Below are 14463 nucleotides of genomic sequence, written 5' to 3' on the forward strand. Positions count from 1 at the left end.
AAGATTTATTTGTTTTCTATATCCCTTTTCAAATTATCTATTAGATCTGTTAATTCACCAAGCGTCGCTTTCTTAAAGTTTGTTACTAGATTTAATAAATGATCTGTGTCTAGATTAAATCGATCCTTGTCATCAACTAACTTGGTTTGAGCACGACTAAATAACTGACGACAATTGTCACTAGTTTTATTAAGTATAGAAGTGATCTCGCTATAATCAATGTTAAAAAGGCCTTTAAGCATAAATACGGCTCTTTCAGAAGGTGCTAATTTCTTACTCATTGTAGCTAGCGCTTGAGTAACCTCACATCTAAGATCTAGCGAAGAGAAATCTGGACTAAAGTTGATTTGAGGTAGACTTACATTCTCCATCAATTGCTCTTTCTTTTTCTTAATAGAATTAAGATAGTTAAAGCAGGAGTTTGTTATACTTTTAATTAAGTATGCTTTAACATCCTTTACTTTGAATTTATCTGTTTTCAACCAGTTTACGAACGTATCTTGTACTAGATCTTCAGCAGTGGCAGTGCATCCTACTAGCTTGTAAGCAATAGAATAGAGCAAAGGGCGGTATGAAGTTAGTTCAGCTTGTGACATAATTAATGCAAAGGTATACAATATTATACGAGTATCTGATTAATAGCTTTTGATGAAAATTATCACTTAGAATATTTCAATTCGATTAAATTCGATTAATTAAATGCCTAAAGACAATAAATTGCATATTTTTGAATTGTATTATATACAGGTGATAAAATAGTTAATACTAAGACAAGCGAGTAGCGCTTTTGACATTGATCAGAATCCGCGTAGTGTTTATGTGTCGTTTGTTTTATTAAAATTTGTATTTATTTTAGGAGTTCGAATAAAATTTGAATTTGTTATGAAAAAATTTATTCCTTTCTTGAAGGCTTCACTTTATGCCTTCGGAGCGGGTGTTGTTCTTACGTCATGCCTAGGAGGTGGGACAGGACATCCAAATAGCTCAAACCCAGGGGAGGCAAGTACCTTAACTGGAATGGCTTACAATGAAGAAGAAAACTTTCAAGTAAACGATTTTAGTGGGCAGCCAGATGGCCCTAACTTGAGGTTCATCGAAGGAGGTAGAACTATTCTAGGTTCTTTCGAGGAAGATATAATGAATAGCAACGATAACATTGAAAGAACTGTAACAGTTGCTTCTTTCTATATGGATGAAACTGAAGTAGCTAATATTCACTGGTTGGAATATCTCCACTATGTGAAGCTAGATTCTTCAGATGAATTTTATCAGTCTGCATTACCAGATACTACTGTTTGGTCAAAAGATCTTGCTTATAATGACCCTTACGTCGATCATTATTTAAGATATCCAGGTTTTAGATACTTTCCAGTAGTTGGTGTTAATTGGTTACAAGCACAAGATTTCTGTAGATGGAGATCAGATGTTGTAAATGATAGGTTGTATAAAGAATCTGATTTTTACCAAGAAGCTGGTGCAGAAGGATTAGATGGTGATAAACCGCAATTAGAGTCTGGCGTTGTTCTTCCTGACTATAGACTTCCTTCTGAGGCTGAGTGGGAATATGCCGCACAAGCACTAATTGGTACTCAATGGTTGGATGAAAATCAAACGCATAGAAGACTATATCCTTGGGATGGTCATGCTTTGAGAAATCCATATGGTAAAAAGTTAGGGACTTTCCTTGCTAACTTCAAAAGAGGTAGAGGGGATTACGCAGGTATTGCTGGTAAGCTTAATGATGGAGCTATGATTACTACCTACATTTATGAATATCCTCCAAACGACTTCGGTCTTTATAACATGGCAGGAAATGTAAATGAGTGGGTTCAAGATGTATATAGACCGCTTTCATTCCAAGATATGGACGATATGAACCCAGTAAGAAGAGATGGATTCCTAGATGAAGAAGACGGTTATGACGCACAAAACTTCAACTCGTTGATTTCTGATAGAGTACGAGTAATCAAAGGAGGTTCTTGGGCTGATGTAGCTTATTGGATGTCTCCTGGAACAAGAAGGTTTCTAGAAGAAGATTCTTCTACTTCTACAGTAGGATTTAGATGTGCCATGATTAGAGCTGGTACTAACTACTAATAGATAAATACAAAGACATATAAAAACGGCATTCTGATTTCAGGATGCCGTTTTCTTTTTATACAAGTTTCACTCGTCTGGATAAAGCTTCTTTTTAGAAGTTTGTACATCATTTAATCATAAATCTAGTTTTCCATAACGTCAAGAACAATCTTTTCGAGTTGTTTTGAATCCGTAATTGGTTTTTGAATAAACTTATCTGCACCTTCTTGGATCAATTTATCTTCGTATTGCCAGTGAGATGAGACAATGATTATTTTTGGTTTCGGGTCAAGAGCTTCTATAGTAGTAAAAGCATCGATCTGTGGCATATGTACATCTAAAAATAGTAAATCGGGCGTTCCGTTTTTTTCAATATCTAAAATGGCTTCAATTGGATTGTTGAACGAATTGCGAAGTGTCAGGCAATCAATTTGTGAAATGAATCGTTCCATAATGTCCGTGTAGGTAGGATCATCATCTACTACCATACAGGTGTATACTTTCTTCATTACTATATCTGACTTAGTTCTTTCCAAGCTCGTGCTTTTTTCTCGAAATTGGAAAAATGATGATAAATTTTCGAAAGCGGTTCATTTGTCTCTACTAGCTCGTGAAGAACTTCCTTAGAAAGTTCTTTCATCTTGTATATTACCTCATTAGGGAACCTTTTGATATTGACTCCTTCCGTTTTTATTTTTTCAAGATAAATAGCATTTTGAGTTTCAAATTCTAATAACATCCAATGATTTAGTTTGTCATTTGCTACTACGATTATCTTTTGAAGGTCCGCAGGTAATGATTCGAATTTTGATCTATTGATAGTAGTTTCCAGCACAGTACCCGGTTCATGCCACCCAGGGAAATAATAATTCTTAGCTACTCTGTGAAATCCCATTTTGTAATCGTGGTATGGGCCTATCCACTCAGTAGCATCGATGACTCCTCTTTCAAGATTAGTATACAATTCGCTTCCTGCGACAAGAACCGAAGTTCCTCCGATTTTATTAATCACCTTACCCCCTATTCCAGGCATACGAATTTTTAGGCCTTTGTAATCCTCGATACTATTGATTTCTTTATTGTACCAACCTCCTGCTTGAGATCCAGTATTTCCTCCAGGAAGAGGTATAAGGTTAAAGGGTGCATAAAGTTCTTTCCAAAGATCTAATCCGCCACCATTTAATATCCAGGCATTCATAGATTGGGAGTTCATTCCAAATGGTATAGAAGAAAATAATTGTGCTGCGGGGATTTTGCCAGCCCAGTAATAGCCCGATCCACTTGCCATTTCTACAGCACCATGACTTACTGCATCAAAACTTTCAAGTGAGGGAATTAGTTCTCCACCACCATATACCTCAATTTCCATTCGGCCTCCACTCATAGTACTAATCCACTTGGCCATAAGTTTACAACCCTCTCCTAAGACCGGAAAGTTTGGAGGCCATGTAGTCACCATCTTCCATTTAAAAGTCTTGTTAAAATTGATGTAAGGAGCTTCTACTGACTGCGCTTTTTTCTCCTTGCAAGATGTTAAGGTTGCTGTAGCAGCAGCGGCCAAAGCCAAACTAGAGTTACGAATAAATTTACGTCTGTTCTTATCAGTCATAGGTATAAATGATTGTGATTGTGTAGAGCAAGATAAATCTAGATGATCAATACATTGCTTCATGCGAGGTATTTATAGCTTGATAGCTTTCGAAAAATGATTGGACTTACTATTCTAAACAACCAATAGTGCTGACAATAAGTCGAATAAATTGTGTTTCGCCAGTTAAATCAAGTCATATTGGCAGTTTTTTATCTGATATGTTGATTGGAATAAGAATTGATACTTGGCTGTTATAACCTAAAAATTGAGAGTTATGAATTTCAATCAATATACAGTTAAGTCACAGGAAGTATTGAATAAGTCTGGTGAGCTTGTAAAAGAAAATGGTCAACAGGCTATTGAACCAGCTCATATTTTAAAGGCTATTATCCGAGTAGATGAAAATGTACTATCATTTTTGTTGAAAAAGTTAGGTACCAACACTGAACGACTGGAAACGCAACTAGATGAAGCAATAAAATCATATCCAAAAGTAAGTGGTCAGCAGCCTTATCTGTCAAATGAATCGGCTGCAGCTCTTAAGAAAGCCGAAACTTTTGCTAAGAAACAAGGAGATGAATTTGTAGCAATAGAGCATATAATAGCTGGTATTCTCGTAGGGTTCGACAAGGCGGCAAAGGCCTTAAAGGAGGTAGGCTTCAACCAAAGAGACTTAGAGACTGCTATCAAAGAATTAAGAGGAGGAAATAAAGTGAATAGTCAAAATGCAGAATCAAACTATCAGTCGCTAGATAGATATTCTAAGAACTTGAACCAACTAGCAAAGGATGGTAAAATTGATCCAGTTATTGGTCGAGATGAGGAGATTCGAAGAGTACTTCAAATATTATCTCGTAGAACTAAGAACAACCCGATGTTGATTGGAGAACCAGGTGTGGGTAAAACTGCAATCATCGAGGGAATGGCTCAACGAATCGTTGATGGAGATGTACCCGAGAATTTGAAAACGAAGACACTCATTTCTTTAGACATGGGACTCTTAGTTGCTGGCGCAAAATACAAAGGGGAGTTCGAAGAAAGGCTTAAATCAGTGATCAAAGAAGTGACTGATTCGGATGGTGAAATTATTCTATTTATAGATGAGATACACACATTGATAGGATCCGGAGGAGGTGGAGAAGGAGCTATGGATGCTGCGAATTTATTGAAACCAGCTCTGGCAAGAGGTGAGCTACATGCAATCGGTGCGACTACTTTGAAGGAATATCAGAAGTATATTGAGAAGGATAAAGCACTAGAAAGGAGGTTTCAGACGGTCTTAGTTGATGAACCGGACGAACAAGCTTCAATTTCTATTCTTCGTGGAATCAAAGACAAGTACGAGGTTCATCACGGAGTTCGGATTAAAGATGATGCTGTTATCGCCTCTGTAGAACTATCAAGCAGATACATTTCGGATCGCCATCTACCAGATAAAGCCATTGATTTGATGGATGAAGCGGCTTCTAAACTTAGGATTGAAATTGACTCTGTGCCGGAAGCGCTTGATGAATTGAATCGGAAGATTATGCAGCTCGAAATCGAACGTGAAGCAATTCGAAGAGAGAAAAACAAGGATAGAGAAAAAGTGCTATCTAGAAAGATCTCTGATTTGAGTGTTCGTAGGGATGATATCAAGGCAAAGTGGGAGAATGAAAAGTCTGTGATTACAGGTATCCAAGTTGAAAAAGAAAACTTAGAAAGATATAAGGTTGAAGCAGAACAGGCCGAACGAAGCGGAGATTTTGGTAAAGTAGCTGAAATTAGATACGGAAAGATAACGGAGAGTGAAGGTAAGCTTGAACAGCTCAAAGTTCAGCTCTCTGAGATGCAAGGACAAAGTTCTCTTTTGAAGGAAGAAGTAGACAGCGAAGACATAGCAGAGGTGGTAGCTCGTTGGACAGGTATTCCTGTGAAAAAGATGCTACAAAGTGACAGAGAGAAACTTCTTCATTTAGAAGATGAGCTTGGTAAACGTGTTGCGGGTCAAGAGGAAGCAATTGAAAGTATTTCGGATGCGGTTCGAAGAAGTAGAGCAGGGTTGCATGATCCAAATCGTCCTATTGGGTCATTTATATTTCTAGGTACGACAGGAGTGGGAAAGACGGAGTTGGCTAAAGCATTAGCTGATTATTTGTTCAATGATGAGAATGCCATGGTACGCATTGATATGTCAGAATATCAAGAGAGACATGCCGTGAGTAGACTCATAGGAGCTCCTCCTGGATATGTAGGATATGACGAGGGTGGACAGTTGACGGAAGCGGTAAGACGAAAACCATATTCTGTTGTTTTACTTGACGAAATAGAAAAGGCGCACCCTGATGCATTTAATGTTCTTTTGCAAGTTTTAGATGATGGAAGACTGACTGATAATAAAGGCCGTGTGGCTAACTTCAAGAATACCATTATTATCATGACTACAAACATTGGAGCTCATTTGATTCAGGAAAATTTCTCGAATCTTGATTCTGTCAATGTTGATGAAGTGATAGCGAAGACAAAAGGAGAAGTGTTTGAATTGATGAAACAGTCTGTAAGGCCGGAATTCTTAAATCGAGTGGATGAAACCATTATGTTCCGTCCATTGACTAAGGATAATATCAGAGAGATAGTCGGATTCCAGTTTAAATTGATTCAAAAACGATTAGCTCAAAATGGTGTAAAAATAGAAGCTACTCCTCAAGTTCTTGACAAGTTAGGTGAACTTGGATATGACCCGCAATTTGGCGCTAGACCGTTGAAAAGAGTGATGCAAAAAACCGTTTTGAATGCTTTGTCAAAAGAGATTTTAGCTGGAAAGATCAATAACGAATCGGTAATAGGTGTCTCACTTAATGATAATAGCGAAATTGAGTTTATCAATCTAGATGAGGTAGAAATATAAAGATTAGCAATAGTGTATAGAGTAGAAGGAAAGGGTCAATGCTCTTTCCTTTTTTGTACTTTATAAATTTTTACTCTTTCGAAGATACAAGGTCTTCTTCCTTAACATAAAAACCGATGTGGTTTCCTGATTCTTTTTGCATTCTTATTAAATACACATCACCTTTTTGCTCCATTAATTCACCTTCTAAGACTATTCCTTTGTGTTGAAACTTTACAAGTTCATTTTTAGGATCTTTTGGAGTGAAGTAATCAATAGGATTGCCCTGATCTAAGGAAAGTACTGGAATCTTTTTTTGATAAGATACTAGAGTAACAGTAGGGATTTTTTTTATTCTAAGATTATTTCTGTGATCATAGAACTTTACCAAACATACCTCAGGTTTTACGTCTACTATTTGACCTATAATAGTATCTTTCCTCTGAACTAGAGGGACTTTTTGACCAAAATTGAAATAATCTGTTGAAGGTTTATTAGTGAAATCAGCTATGTTATCAGCCCAAGAGATGCTATCTATTTCTTTACTGGTAAAATCAATAATTTCCGCTGACACTAAAACCTTGGTCGTAAACAAAGGGAAAAATATTGTTCTTTTGAAGTCAGTTGTTGTTTGCCCTAGAACTTGCCCTAGTTGGATATCACTATTGAGGAATAAATTTCGTTTGGCTTCCAATACGAGTGCATCTTTGCTGTTGCCACCGATACCGAGAAAATTAGTCGTACGTGATGTCCCAAATGCATAGTCTATGCTTTTGAATTTATCATTAGTAATAACTGCACTGCCTCCACTAACAGAACCTAAATGGTAAGAACATGAACTAAGGAGATTGATTGAAACACAAACCACTATGGTTAGGTGTATTAGACTTTTCATTTGACAGATCTTAATTTAAAAACTCGCGCAATTTATTAAACAGGATACTGATTTAAAAGAACCAATTGCACCCGTTTAGAAAGAGAGATCAATATTAGTGATGCAGAAAGTGAAGATCTATTGACCCATGAATAAAGGAACTAGACCAAGGGGTCAGCTTCTTCCTTTTGAATTTGCTTGTCATAGAGTGTTTTATAGACCCCTTCGTGACTGATAAGCTCAGCATGAGTCCCTTGCTCTACGATTTTGCCTTCGTCTAATACGATAATCTTATCTGCTAACTGAGCGGAAGAAACTCTGTGTGAAATAATTACAGTAGTACGATCCACCATGATCTTCTTCATACTGTTAAGAATACTGTTTTCCGTTTTGGTGTCTACCGCTGAAAGACAATCATCAAGTATTAAGATCTTTGGTTCTCTAACTATTGCTCTAGCTATCGAAACTCTCTGCTTTTGACCTCCTGAGAGTGTAATTCCCCTCTCTCCTAACATGGTTTGAAGTCCATCAGGGAAGCGATCAATATTTTCTGTCAAATCGGAATAAGCTACTGCTTTGTCAATTCGTTCGTCGCTGACTTTGCCATTGCCAAAAGAGATATTATCGCGAATAGATTCAGAGAAAAGAAAGACGTCTTGAGGTACATAACCGATGTTTTGACGAACATTGGAAATTTGGTGATCTGTTAGCTTTAAGTCATCAATTTGGACTTCTCCATTAGTAGGATCATACAGTCGACAAATCAAATTAGCTATAGTACTTTTTCCAGAACCTGTAGTACCAATGATTGCTATCGATTCTCCAGCCTTGACGGAGAATGAAATATCTTCAAGAGCTTTGATTCCTGAATCAGGATAAACAAAAGAGACCTTGTCAAATCTGATATTTCCTACAATGTCCTGCTTAATGTTTTTGTCAGAGATTATATCATTCTTAGCTGATAGGAATTCATTGATTCGTCGTTGAGAAGCCGCTGCACTTTGTATAATACTTGTGATCCAGCCCAGTGATGTCACAGGCCAAGTCAACATATTCACATATATTATGAACTCGGCGATGTTTCCTGTACTCAACTCTCCTGCTAATACTCCTTCAGATCCAATATATACGGTTAGTATCACACTGAGACCGATTAGGCCCATAATCAATGGAAAAAATAAAGACTGTACAAAAGCGAGCTTGAGAGACTTATGACGATATTCTTCACTAGTACCTTCAAACTTATGATCATAATCCTTTTCTCTAACAAACGCTTTAATCACTCTGATGCCTGAGAATGCTTCTTGAACGAAAGTGGAGAGTTTGGATTGACTTTCTTGAATTTCCTCAGAACGCTTGTTGATGATATTATTGACAAAGTATATGCTAAATGACAAGAATGGTAGCGGAATCAACGAGTACAAGGTTAGTTTGACATTGATCGAAAACATAAATGGAATGACAATGATGAACATAGTAGCCAAATTGATTCCATACATGATGGCAGGGCCTATGTACATTCTGACTTTGCTTACATCTTCGGAGATTCTATTCATTAGGTCCCCAGTGTTATTCTTTCTATAAAAGCTTAGGGGAAGAGTCTGATAGTGTGCGTATATTTCGTTTTTGAGATCAAACTCAATAAGCCTTGACATGACGATGATGGTCTGACGCATCAAAAACATGAAACCTCCTCTAAGAACTGCTGATACGAGTATGATAACTCCGAAAACCAGTATACTCTTTACGAATAGATCGTAGCCATTTTTTTGAAGCTCAAACCCATCGAACCAATGAAATATCGAAAAACTTCCTTGAATCAAATCGAAAGATTGACGTACGACCACTGCGGGCACTACACCAAATAGATTGGCTATTATTATAAATACTGTACCAAGAACTAAATACCACTTGTATTTGAAGAGGTACTTATTGATATGCGCTAAATCTCTCATGAAATATCAGATAGGGAAAGGCTCACTATGTCTGCAATATTACACACTTCATACGGGATATGGTTTTGATGGTTCGGGAAAACGAAAAAGCACGCTCAAATTCAGAGCGTGCTTTTGGTGTGTACTTAAATAAATAAGGAGATTAATTATTTGATAAAGCCTTAGCCTTTTTTTTCTTCATTGCTTTTCTCCTAGCTAGTTCCTTTAGTTCTGTTTTGTTAGCTGGGGATAATGGACCATGTTGTTCCTCGTCAAATTTGTCAAACTGAGGAAGTATATTCAGTAGTTTTTCCTTTTCCTGTTTTAGATCTGAGGAAGCCATATTCCAGTCAGTAATTTGAGGAAAGCTGATTAAATCCTTAGGGTTTTCTCTGACATCATACCATTTGTCACGACCATCTTTGAGTAAGATATCATTGCGGATGATTTGCATTGATCCTTTATAACCATAAATCCACTCTCGGTGTGTGGGTTTATTTGTAGTCAAGAATGGAATTAAGCTCACACCATTCATTTCATAGTCGGCAGGTATATCAACACCCGCCAATTCAGCTACAGTAGGCAATACATCGGCTATATTCACCAAGACATCTTGAAACCCCTTCTTAGTCATACCCAATCCTGGTGCATAAACCATAAATGGCACATGTACACCTTTCTGAATATCAGGACTATTTTTGCCATACTTTCCCGTTCCATTGTCGGCACAGAAGATTATTATAGTATTGTCCATTATTCCTAGATCATCAAGCTTATTGAGATATTGCCACATTTGATAATCTAGGTAATTGATGTGAGTATGAATACCTGGTTCTGTTATCGTACCATGAGTATCATAATTTCCATTATCACCAGTGATTTTTGGTTGTGTTCGTACATATTCTTTACCAGTCCATTTAATTTTGGGAGTTCCAGGCCATTTGCTAGTCTCCTTTGGATTGACAAAATTCATCGCATCATGTCCAAGATGAGTTGTATGGTATACAAAGAAGGGCATCTTATCATTAGTCTTTCTTTCCATAAAGTCTAGAATAAAATCTAACTCTACATCTGGACCATAGGTATGAGTACCATATGCTTCTTTACTCTCAGGAGTATTTGGCCACCATTCGTACTTTTTTCCTTTTGAGCTTGGGTGGTTCATCAGCATTACATGAGGTTTCCAATACCAACTATTTTGAGCATAAGTGTCCATTTCTTCACCAGTATCCATATTGAGTATTCTCTTATGACCATTTTCCTTTACAATTTCCACTCTAAAGTCTGTAAATGAGTTTGGCTCTAGTCGTGTTTGTTTTAATGGCCCTGGTGTAAATACTCCTTCGTCAAATCCAAATTTTGATAAGTCAGCTCCTCTCATTTGTGTTTTGCCTGCCCATATGGTTGCGTATCCGCCCTCTTTCGCAATGGCTCCGATGGTTTTGGGAGAGCTTTCGTAAAATGGATAGGCAACTGCCTTTCCTTTTTCATTGGTGTATTGACCAATAGATTTATTTTCCCACCATTTATGAAGATGTGCATACCTACCTGTCATCATCATTGCTCTACTCGGAGAGCAAACGACTGATGCCCAAGCTGTCTTAACATAGCAACCTTCTTTAGCTATTTTGTCCAAAACGGGAGTTTTAGCTCTGTATTTTACATCTGACGTATTCTTAGCTTCTGGAGAACTCCATGTGTCCGATCCATATATTGGAAATTCTCTTGCGCTGATGTCATCGGCAAATACAACGATGATATTAGGTTTTGATTTCTTTGTAGTTTTGGCGAAAGTGTTGGACACTACAGTTATTATACCCACTACGCTCATCAAAATAGTTCTTACCTTCATTTCAGTTCGAGTTTACTTGTTCACAATGGTATCATTCCTAATAAATTGGGAAGGAGAGAAACTATTGATGAAACTGTTCACCCCTGATTTTCATGGTGTATTAGACCGAAAAGTGAGTTATGTTTCGAATTAAGTTTTTATGTTTTGAGATCAGTGGTGATTTGTATATTGACCTCCTATCATTTCTTTGAGAAACTAATCTGGAAATTTTTGAATAAAGAGTCTTCTACTTTTAAGCAACATCAACTCGCTTTATTCCACTTTCATCAATTCTAAATACTCTTACGGGATTAAACTTTTCAGTTACAAGACTCATAGTACGTTCCTCGCGGGCATCAGTAATGAAAATCTGTTTAAATCTAGATGAGGTAATTATTTCTAACATTCGGCCAATGCGTCCGTCATCGAGCTTGTCAAATATGTCATCCAGTAAAAGGACAGGAGTTAGTCCAACTTGCTCTTTCACGAATTCAAACTGTGCTAGTTTCAGACTTATTAAAAATGATTTCTGTTGCCCTTGCGAACCAAATTTTTTGATCGCCATATCATTGATAGTAAATAAATATTCATCCTTATGGACTCCGACATTAGTTCGTTGGAGAATGAGATCACGTTCATAGGAGTTAGCAAAATCTTCTTCAAAAGAATTGAGTAACGCTTTTGATTTGTATTCTATGTTGACATTTTCCCTCTTTTCAGAAATGAGTTCATAGTTGTTTTCGACTATAGGCTCAAACCGCTGAATGAATTCTAGTCGTTTTTGAGCGATAATCTTTGAGCTTTCGATCATTGGTCGATCATATCCTTCAAGAAGGATTTTATCTATTTTTTTACCAGTTGGTTGTGATTTCAGTAGTGCATTTCGTTGCTTGAGATGATGATTATATCTGATCAGTTCGGCAAGATAAATTTTGTCAGTTTGAGCGATGATACTATCAAAGTATTTTCTTCGGACATCGTTACTTTCACGAATTAGTTCATCATCAGCCGGCGCAATCATCACGGCAGGAAACTTTCCTAGATGCTCACTCATTTTTTCATATTCAGCACCATCTACTTTGAACGTCTTTTTTTCACCTTTTTTAAGGCTACAGTGATATTTTCTTATTTTGTCTTCTAGTTGTACCTCTGCATTTATTACAAAGAAATCTTCATTTTTTTTGATATTCTGACCGTCAAGTGAATTGAAATAACTTTTCGTCATTGACAAATAATAGATAGCATCTAGAAGGTTGGTTTTACCAGACCCGTTGAGCCCAACGAGGCAGTTGATATGGTCACAGAATTCAACTTGTCCCTCATTATAGTTTTTAAAATTGATAATATCGAGAGACTGTAGATACATATAGTTTTGCCGAAAGTTGATAAATGACTAATTTCGCTCCCGATTTGAAGTAGAATCGCCGAGGCATTAGTCTAAGTTGAGGCCTCAAAATTATAACATTTAACCGCTTTTAATTCTTATTTAGGATGGCAACTACAGCGAAAAAAAAGACAACAAAGGCTTCTAAGAAAATAGAATTTTCTAAGGAGACCTATATGACGTGGTTTGAGCAAATGATGCTCATGAGAAGGTTTGAGGAGAAAGCGGGTCAGCTATATGGTCAGCAAAAAATTAAAGGTTTCTGTCACCTTTATATAGGACAGGAAGCTTGTGTAGCTGGAGCGGTTTCTGCTTTAGAAAAAGGGGATAAGTATCTTACTTCATATAGAGATCACGCACATCCACTGGCATTGGGAACGGACCCTAAGAAAATTATGGCTGAGCTTTATGGTAAAGTGACTGGTGTTTCTAAAGGTAAAGGAGGTTCGATGCACATGTTCGACAAAGAAGTTGGATTCATGGGTGGACATGGTATCGTAGGTGGTCAGGTGCCATTAGGTGCTGGTATTGCTTTCGCTGAGCAGTACAATGAGACTGGCAAACTTTGTATCGTATATATGGGTGATGGTGCTGTTAGACAAGGTGCTTTTCATGAAGCTTTGAATATGGCAATGACCTTGAAGCTTCCATGTCTATTTGTTATTGAAAACAATGGATATGCGATGGGTACTTCTGTGAAAAGAACTTCTAATGTAACAGAGCTAGACCAACTAGGATCTGCATACCAAATGCCATCAGTATCTGTAGATGGTATGTCTGCTGCTGATGTACATATTGCTGTATCTGAAGCTGCTGATAGAGCTAGAAAAGGCGATGGTCCTACATTGTTAGAGTTTAGAACTTACAGATACAAGGGTCACTCAATGTCAGATCCTGCTAAGTATAGAACTAAGGAGGAAGTAGAAGAGTACAAGCAAAGAGATCCAATTCAGCAAGTGAAAGCGGCTATTCTAGAGCAAGGGTTCGCTACTGAAGAGGAATTAAATAAAATAGATGCTGATATCAAGGAACGAGTAAAAGAATGTGTAACCTTCGCTGAGGAATCTCCATTCCCGCCAGCGGCAGATGCTTACACTGACATTTATATGGATCCTTCATATCCATACGTAGAAAACTAAGAATATATCCGTCCCTGTTTCGGGGCTTAATTATTTAGATAATGTCTGATAAGAAGAAAAACGAAGAGCAAGAGCACATTTACGATAGCTCTGAAGCATTGGCTCAAGAGCTTTCTAAAGCTGAGCACTTTGTAGAACAAAATAAAAAGCTAGTACTTACTATTGGTAGTGTCATAGCTGCAATTATTTTGATCTTCCTTGGAGGTAAGTACTATATTAGTAGTCAAAACACTATAGCTCAGCAAGAGCTTTTTCAAGCAGTCTATTATTTCGAGGCTGATAGCTTAGATTTAGCTTTGAATGGTGATGGTAATAACTATGGTCTATTAGATATAGTAAGTGAGTATGGTATGACTGATGCTGCTAATGTAGCAAGTTTTTACGCTGGTACAGCTTACTTAAAGCAAGGTGATTTTGAGAGTGCACTAGAGTACTTGAATAAATTCAGTTCATCTGACTATTTAGTTCAAGCTAGAGCCTATTCTTTGATAGGTGACGCTCACATGGAGTTGGGTGATTTTGGTAAAGCAGCATCTATGTATGAGAAGGCTGCAGGCTATAACGCCAATAAAGAATTTAGCCCTATCTACCTTCAGAAAGCTGCTATAGCCAATGAAAGAAATGGAGATGCAAAAGCGGCTCTTGCTAATTATGAGTCTATTGTTTCAGATTTCTTTGGTGCTACTGAGTATCAGGATGCAAAGAAGCACGCTGCTAGATTAAGAGGTCTTCTATAAGAGATTCTTAAAAGTATTTAGGAAGCCA

General features: G+C 37.3%; 11 protein-coding genes. 4 read left to right on the plus strand and 7 right to left on the minus strand.

Annotated elements, in window-relative coordinates; translation table 11 throughout:
* Positions 1 to 5: 5 nt before the first annotated feature.
* Positions 6 to 596 (minus strand): sigma-70 family RNA polymerase sigma factor, encoded by a 591-nt coding sequence (locus DKG80_RS16270; RefSeq protein WP_109832433.1) that lies wholly within the window; start codon positions 594 to 596, stop codon positions 6 to 8.
* Positions 597 to 882: 286 nt separating this feature from the next.
* Between DKG80_RS16270 and gldJ the strand changes: the two genes are divergently transcribed.
* On the plus strand, positions 883 to 2097 hold the full coding sequence (gene gldJ, locus DKG80_RS16275; RefSeq protein WP_109832434.1) for a gliding motility lipoprotein GldJ: 1215 nt from the start codon (positions 883 to 885) through the stop codon (positions 2095 to 2097).
* Positions 2098 to 2222: 125 nt separating this feature from the next.
* On the opposite strand, the gene DKG80_RS16280 is transcribed toward gldJ, so the two are convergent.
* Both DKG80_RS16280 and DKG80_RS16285 read right to left on the minus strand, forming a co-directional pair.
* Positions 2223 to 2588, minus strand: coding sequence for a response regulator (locus DKG80_RS16280; protein WP_162555927.1), 366 nt, complete (start codon positions 2586 to 2588; stop codon positions 2223 to 2225).
* A 2-nt stretch (positions 2589 to 2590) separates the two neighbouring features.
* The gene (locus DKG80_RS16285; RefSeq protein WP_221409147.1) at positions 2591 to 3751 is read right to left on the minus strand and encodes a TRAP transporter substrate-binding protein; all 1161 of its coding nucleotides are present in this window, start codon (positions 3749 to 3751) and stop codon (positions 2591 to 2593) included.
* A 193-nt stretch (positions 3752 to 3944) separates the two neighbouring features.
* Between DKG80_RS16285 and clpB the strand changes: the two genes are divergently transcribed.
* Complete coding sequence (clpB, locus tag DKG80_RS16290; RefSeq protein ID WP_109832437.1) at positions 3945 to 6557, plus strand: ATP-dependent chaperone ClpB; 2613 nt, start codon at positions 3945 to 3947, stop codon at positions 6555 to 6557.
* A 70-nt stretch (positions 6558 to 6627) separates the two neighbouring features.
* Here the strand turns inward: clpB and DKG80_RS16295 are convergent, their stop codons facing one another.
* The 4 genes from DKG80_RS16295 to recF form a co-directional block, all read right to left on the minus strand.
* Positions 6628 to 7431, minus strand: coding sequence for a DUF6567 family protein (locus tag DKG80_RS16295; protein WP_109832438.1), 804 nt, complete (start codon positions 7429 to 7431; stop codon positions 6628 to 6630).
* Between the two features lie 140 nt (positions 7432 to 7571).
* Positions 7572 to 9365, minus strand: a complete 1794-nt coding sequence (locus tag DKG80_RS16300; RefSeq protein ID WP_109832439.1) for an ABC transporter ATP-binding protein — start codon at positions 9363 to 9365, stop codon at positions 7572 to 7574.
* Between the two features lie 142 nt (positions 9366 to 9507).
* Positions 9508 to 11196, minus strand: coding sequence for a sulfatase-like hydrolase/transferase (locus DKG80_RS16305; protein ID WP_109832440.1), 1689 nt, complete (start codon positions 11194 to 11196; stop codon positions 9508 to 9510).
* A gap of 232 nt (positions 11197 to 11428) precedes the next feature.
* Positions 11429 to 12541, minus strand: a complete 1113-nt coding sequence (gene recF / locus DKG80_RS16310) for a DNA replication/repair protein RecF (protein WP_109832441.1) — start codon at positions 12539 to 12541, stop codon at positions 11429 to 11431.
* 125 nt (positions 12542 to 12666) lie between these two features.
* Here recF and pdhA point away from each other — a divergent pair, with 125 nt between their 5' ends.
* On the plus strand, positions 12667 to 13698 hold the full coding sequence (gene pdhA, locus DKG80_RS16315) for a pyruvate dehydrogenase (acetyl-transferring) E1 component subunit alpha (protein ID WP_109832442.1): 1032 nt from the start codon (positions 12667 to 12669) through the stop codon (positions 13696 to 13698).
* Between the two features lie 41 nt (positions 13699 to 13739).
* A complete protein-coding gene (locus DKG80_RS16320; RefSeq protein WP_109832443.1) occupies positions 13740 to 14435 on the plus strand; it encodes a tetratricopeptide repeat protein in 696 nt (231 codons plus the stop codon).
* Positions 14436 to 14463: the final 28 nt, after the last annotated feature.

It is taken from the genome of Reichenbachiella versicolor (assembly GCF_003171675.1).
Taxonomy (GTDB): domain Bacteria; phylum Bacteroidota; class Bacteroidia; order Cytophagales; family Cyclobacteriaceae; genus Reichenbachiella; species Reichenbachiella versicolor.

Excerpts from the sequence above, each read along its gene's own strand:
- pdhA (WP_109832442.1), top strand. The coding sequence starts at position 12,667 with ATGGCAACTACAGCGAAAAAAAAGACAACAAAGGCTTCTAAGAAAATA.
- DKG80_RS16320 (WP_109832443.1), top strand. The coding sequence starts at position 13,740 with ATGTCTGATAAGAAGAAAAACGAAGAGCAAGAGCACATTTACGATAGC.
- gldJ (WP_109832434.1), top strand. The coding sequence starts at position 883 with ATGAAAAAATTTATTCCTTTCTTGAAGGCTTCACTTTATGCCTTCGGA.
- clpB (WP_109832437.1), top strand. The coding sequence starts at position 3,945 with ATGAATTTCAATCAATATACAGTTAAGTCACAGGAAGTATTGAATAAG.
- DKG80_RS16305 (WP_109832440.1), bottom strand. The coding sequence starts at position 11,196 with ATGAAGGTAAGAACTATTTTGATGAGCGTAGTGGGTATAATAACTGTA.
- DKG80_RS16280 (WP_162555927.1), bottom strand. The coding sequence starts at position 2,588 with ATGAAGAAAGTATACACCTGTATGGTAGTAGATGATGATCCTACCTAC.
- DKG80_RS16285 (WP_221409147.1), bottom strand. The coding sequence starts at position 3,751 with ATGAAGCAATGTATTGATCATCTAGATTTATCTTGCTCTACACAATCA.
- DKG80_RS16300 (WP_109832439.1), bottom strand. The coding sequence starts at position 9,365 with ATGAGAGATTTAGCGCATATCAATAAGTACCTCTTCAAATACAAGTGG.
- DKG80_RS16270 (WP_109832433.1), bottom strand. The coding sequence starts at position 596 with ATGTCACAAGCTGAACTAACTTCATACCGCCCTTTGCTCTATTCTATT.
- DKG80_RS16295 (WP_109832438.1), bottom strand. The coding sequence starts at position 7,431 with ATGAAAAGTCTAATACACCTAACCATAGTGGTTTGTGTTTCAATCAAT.
- recF (WP_109832441.1), bottom strand. The coding sequence starts at position 12,541 with ATGTATCTACAGTCTCTCGATATTATCAATTTTAAAAACTATAATGAG.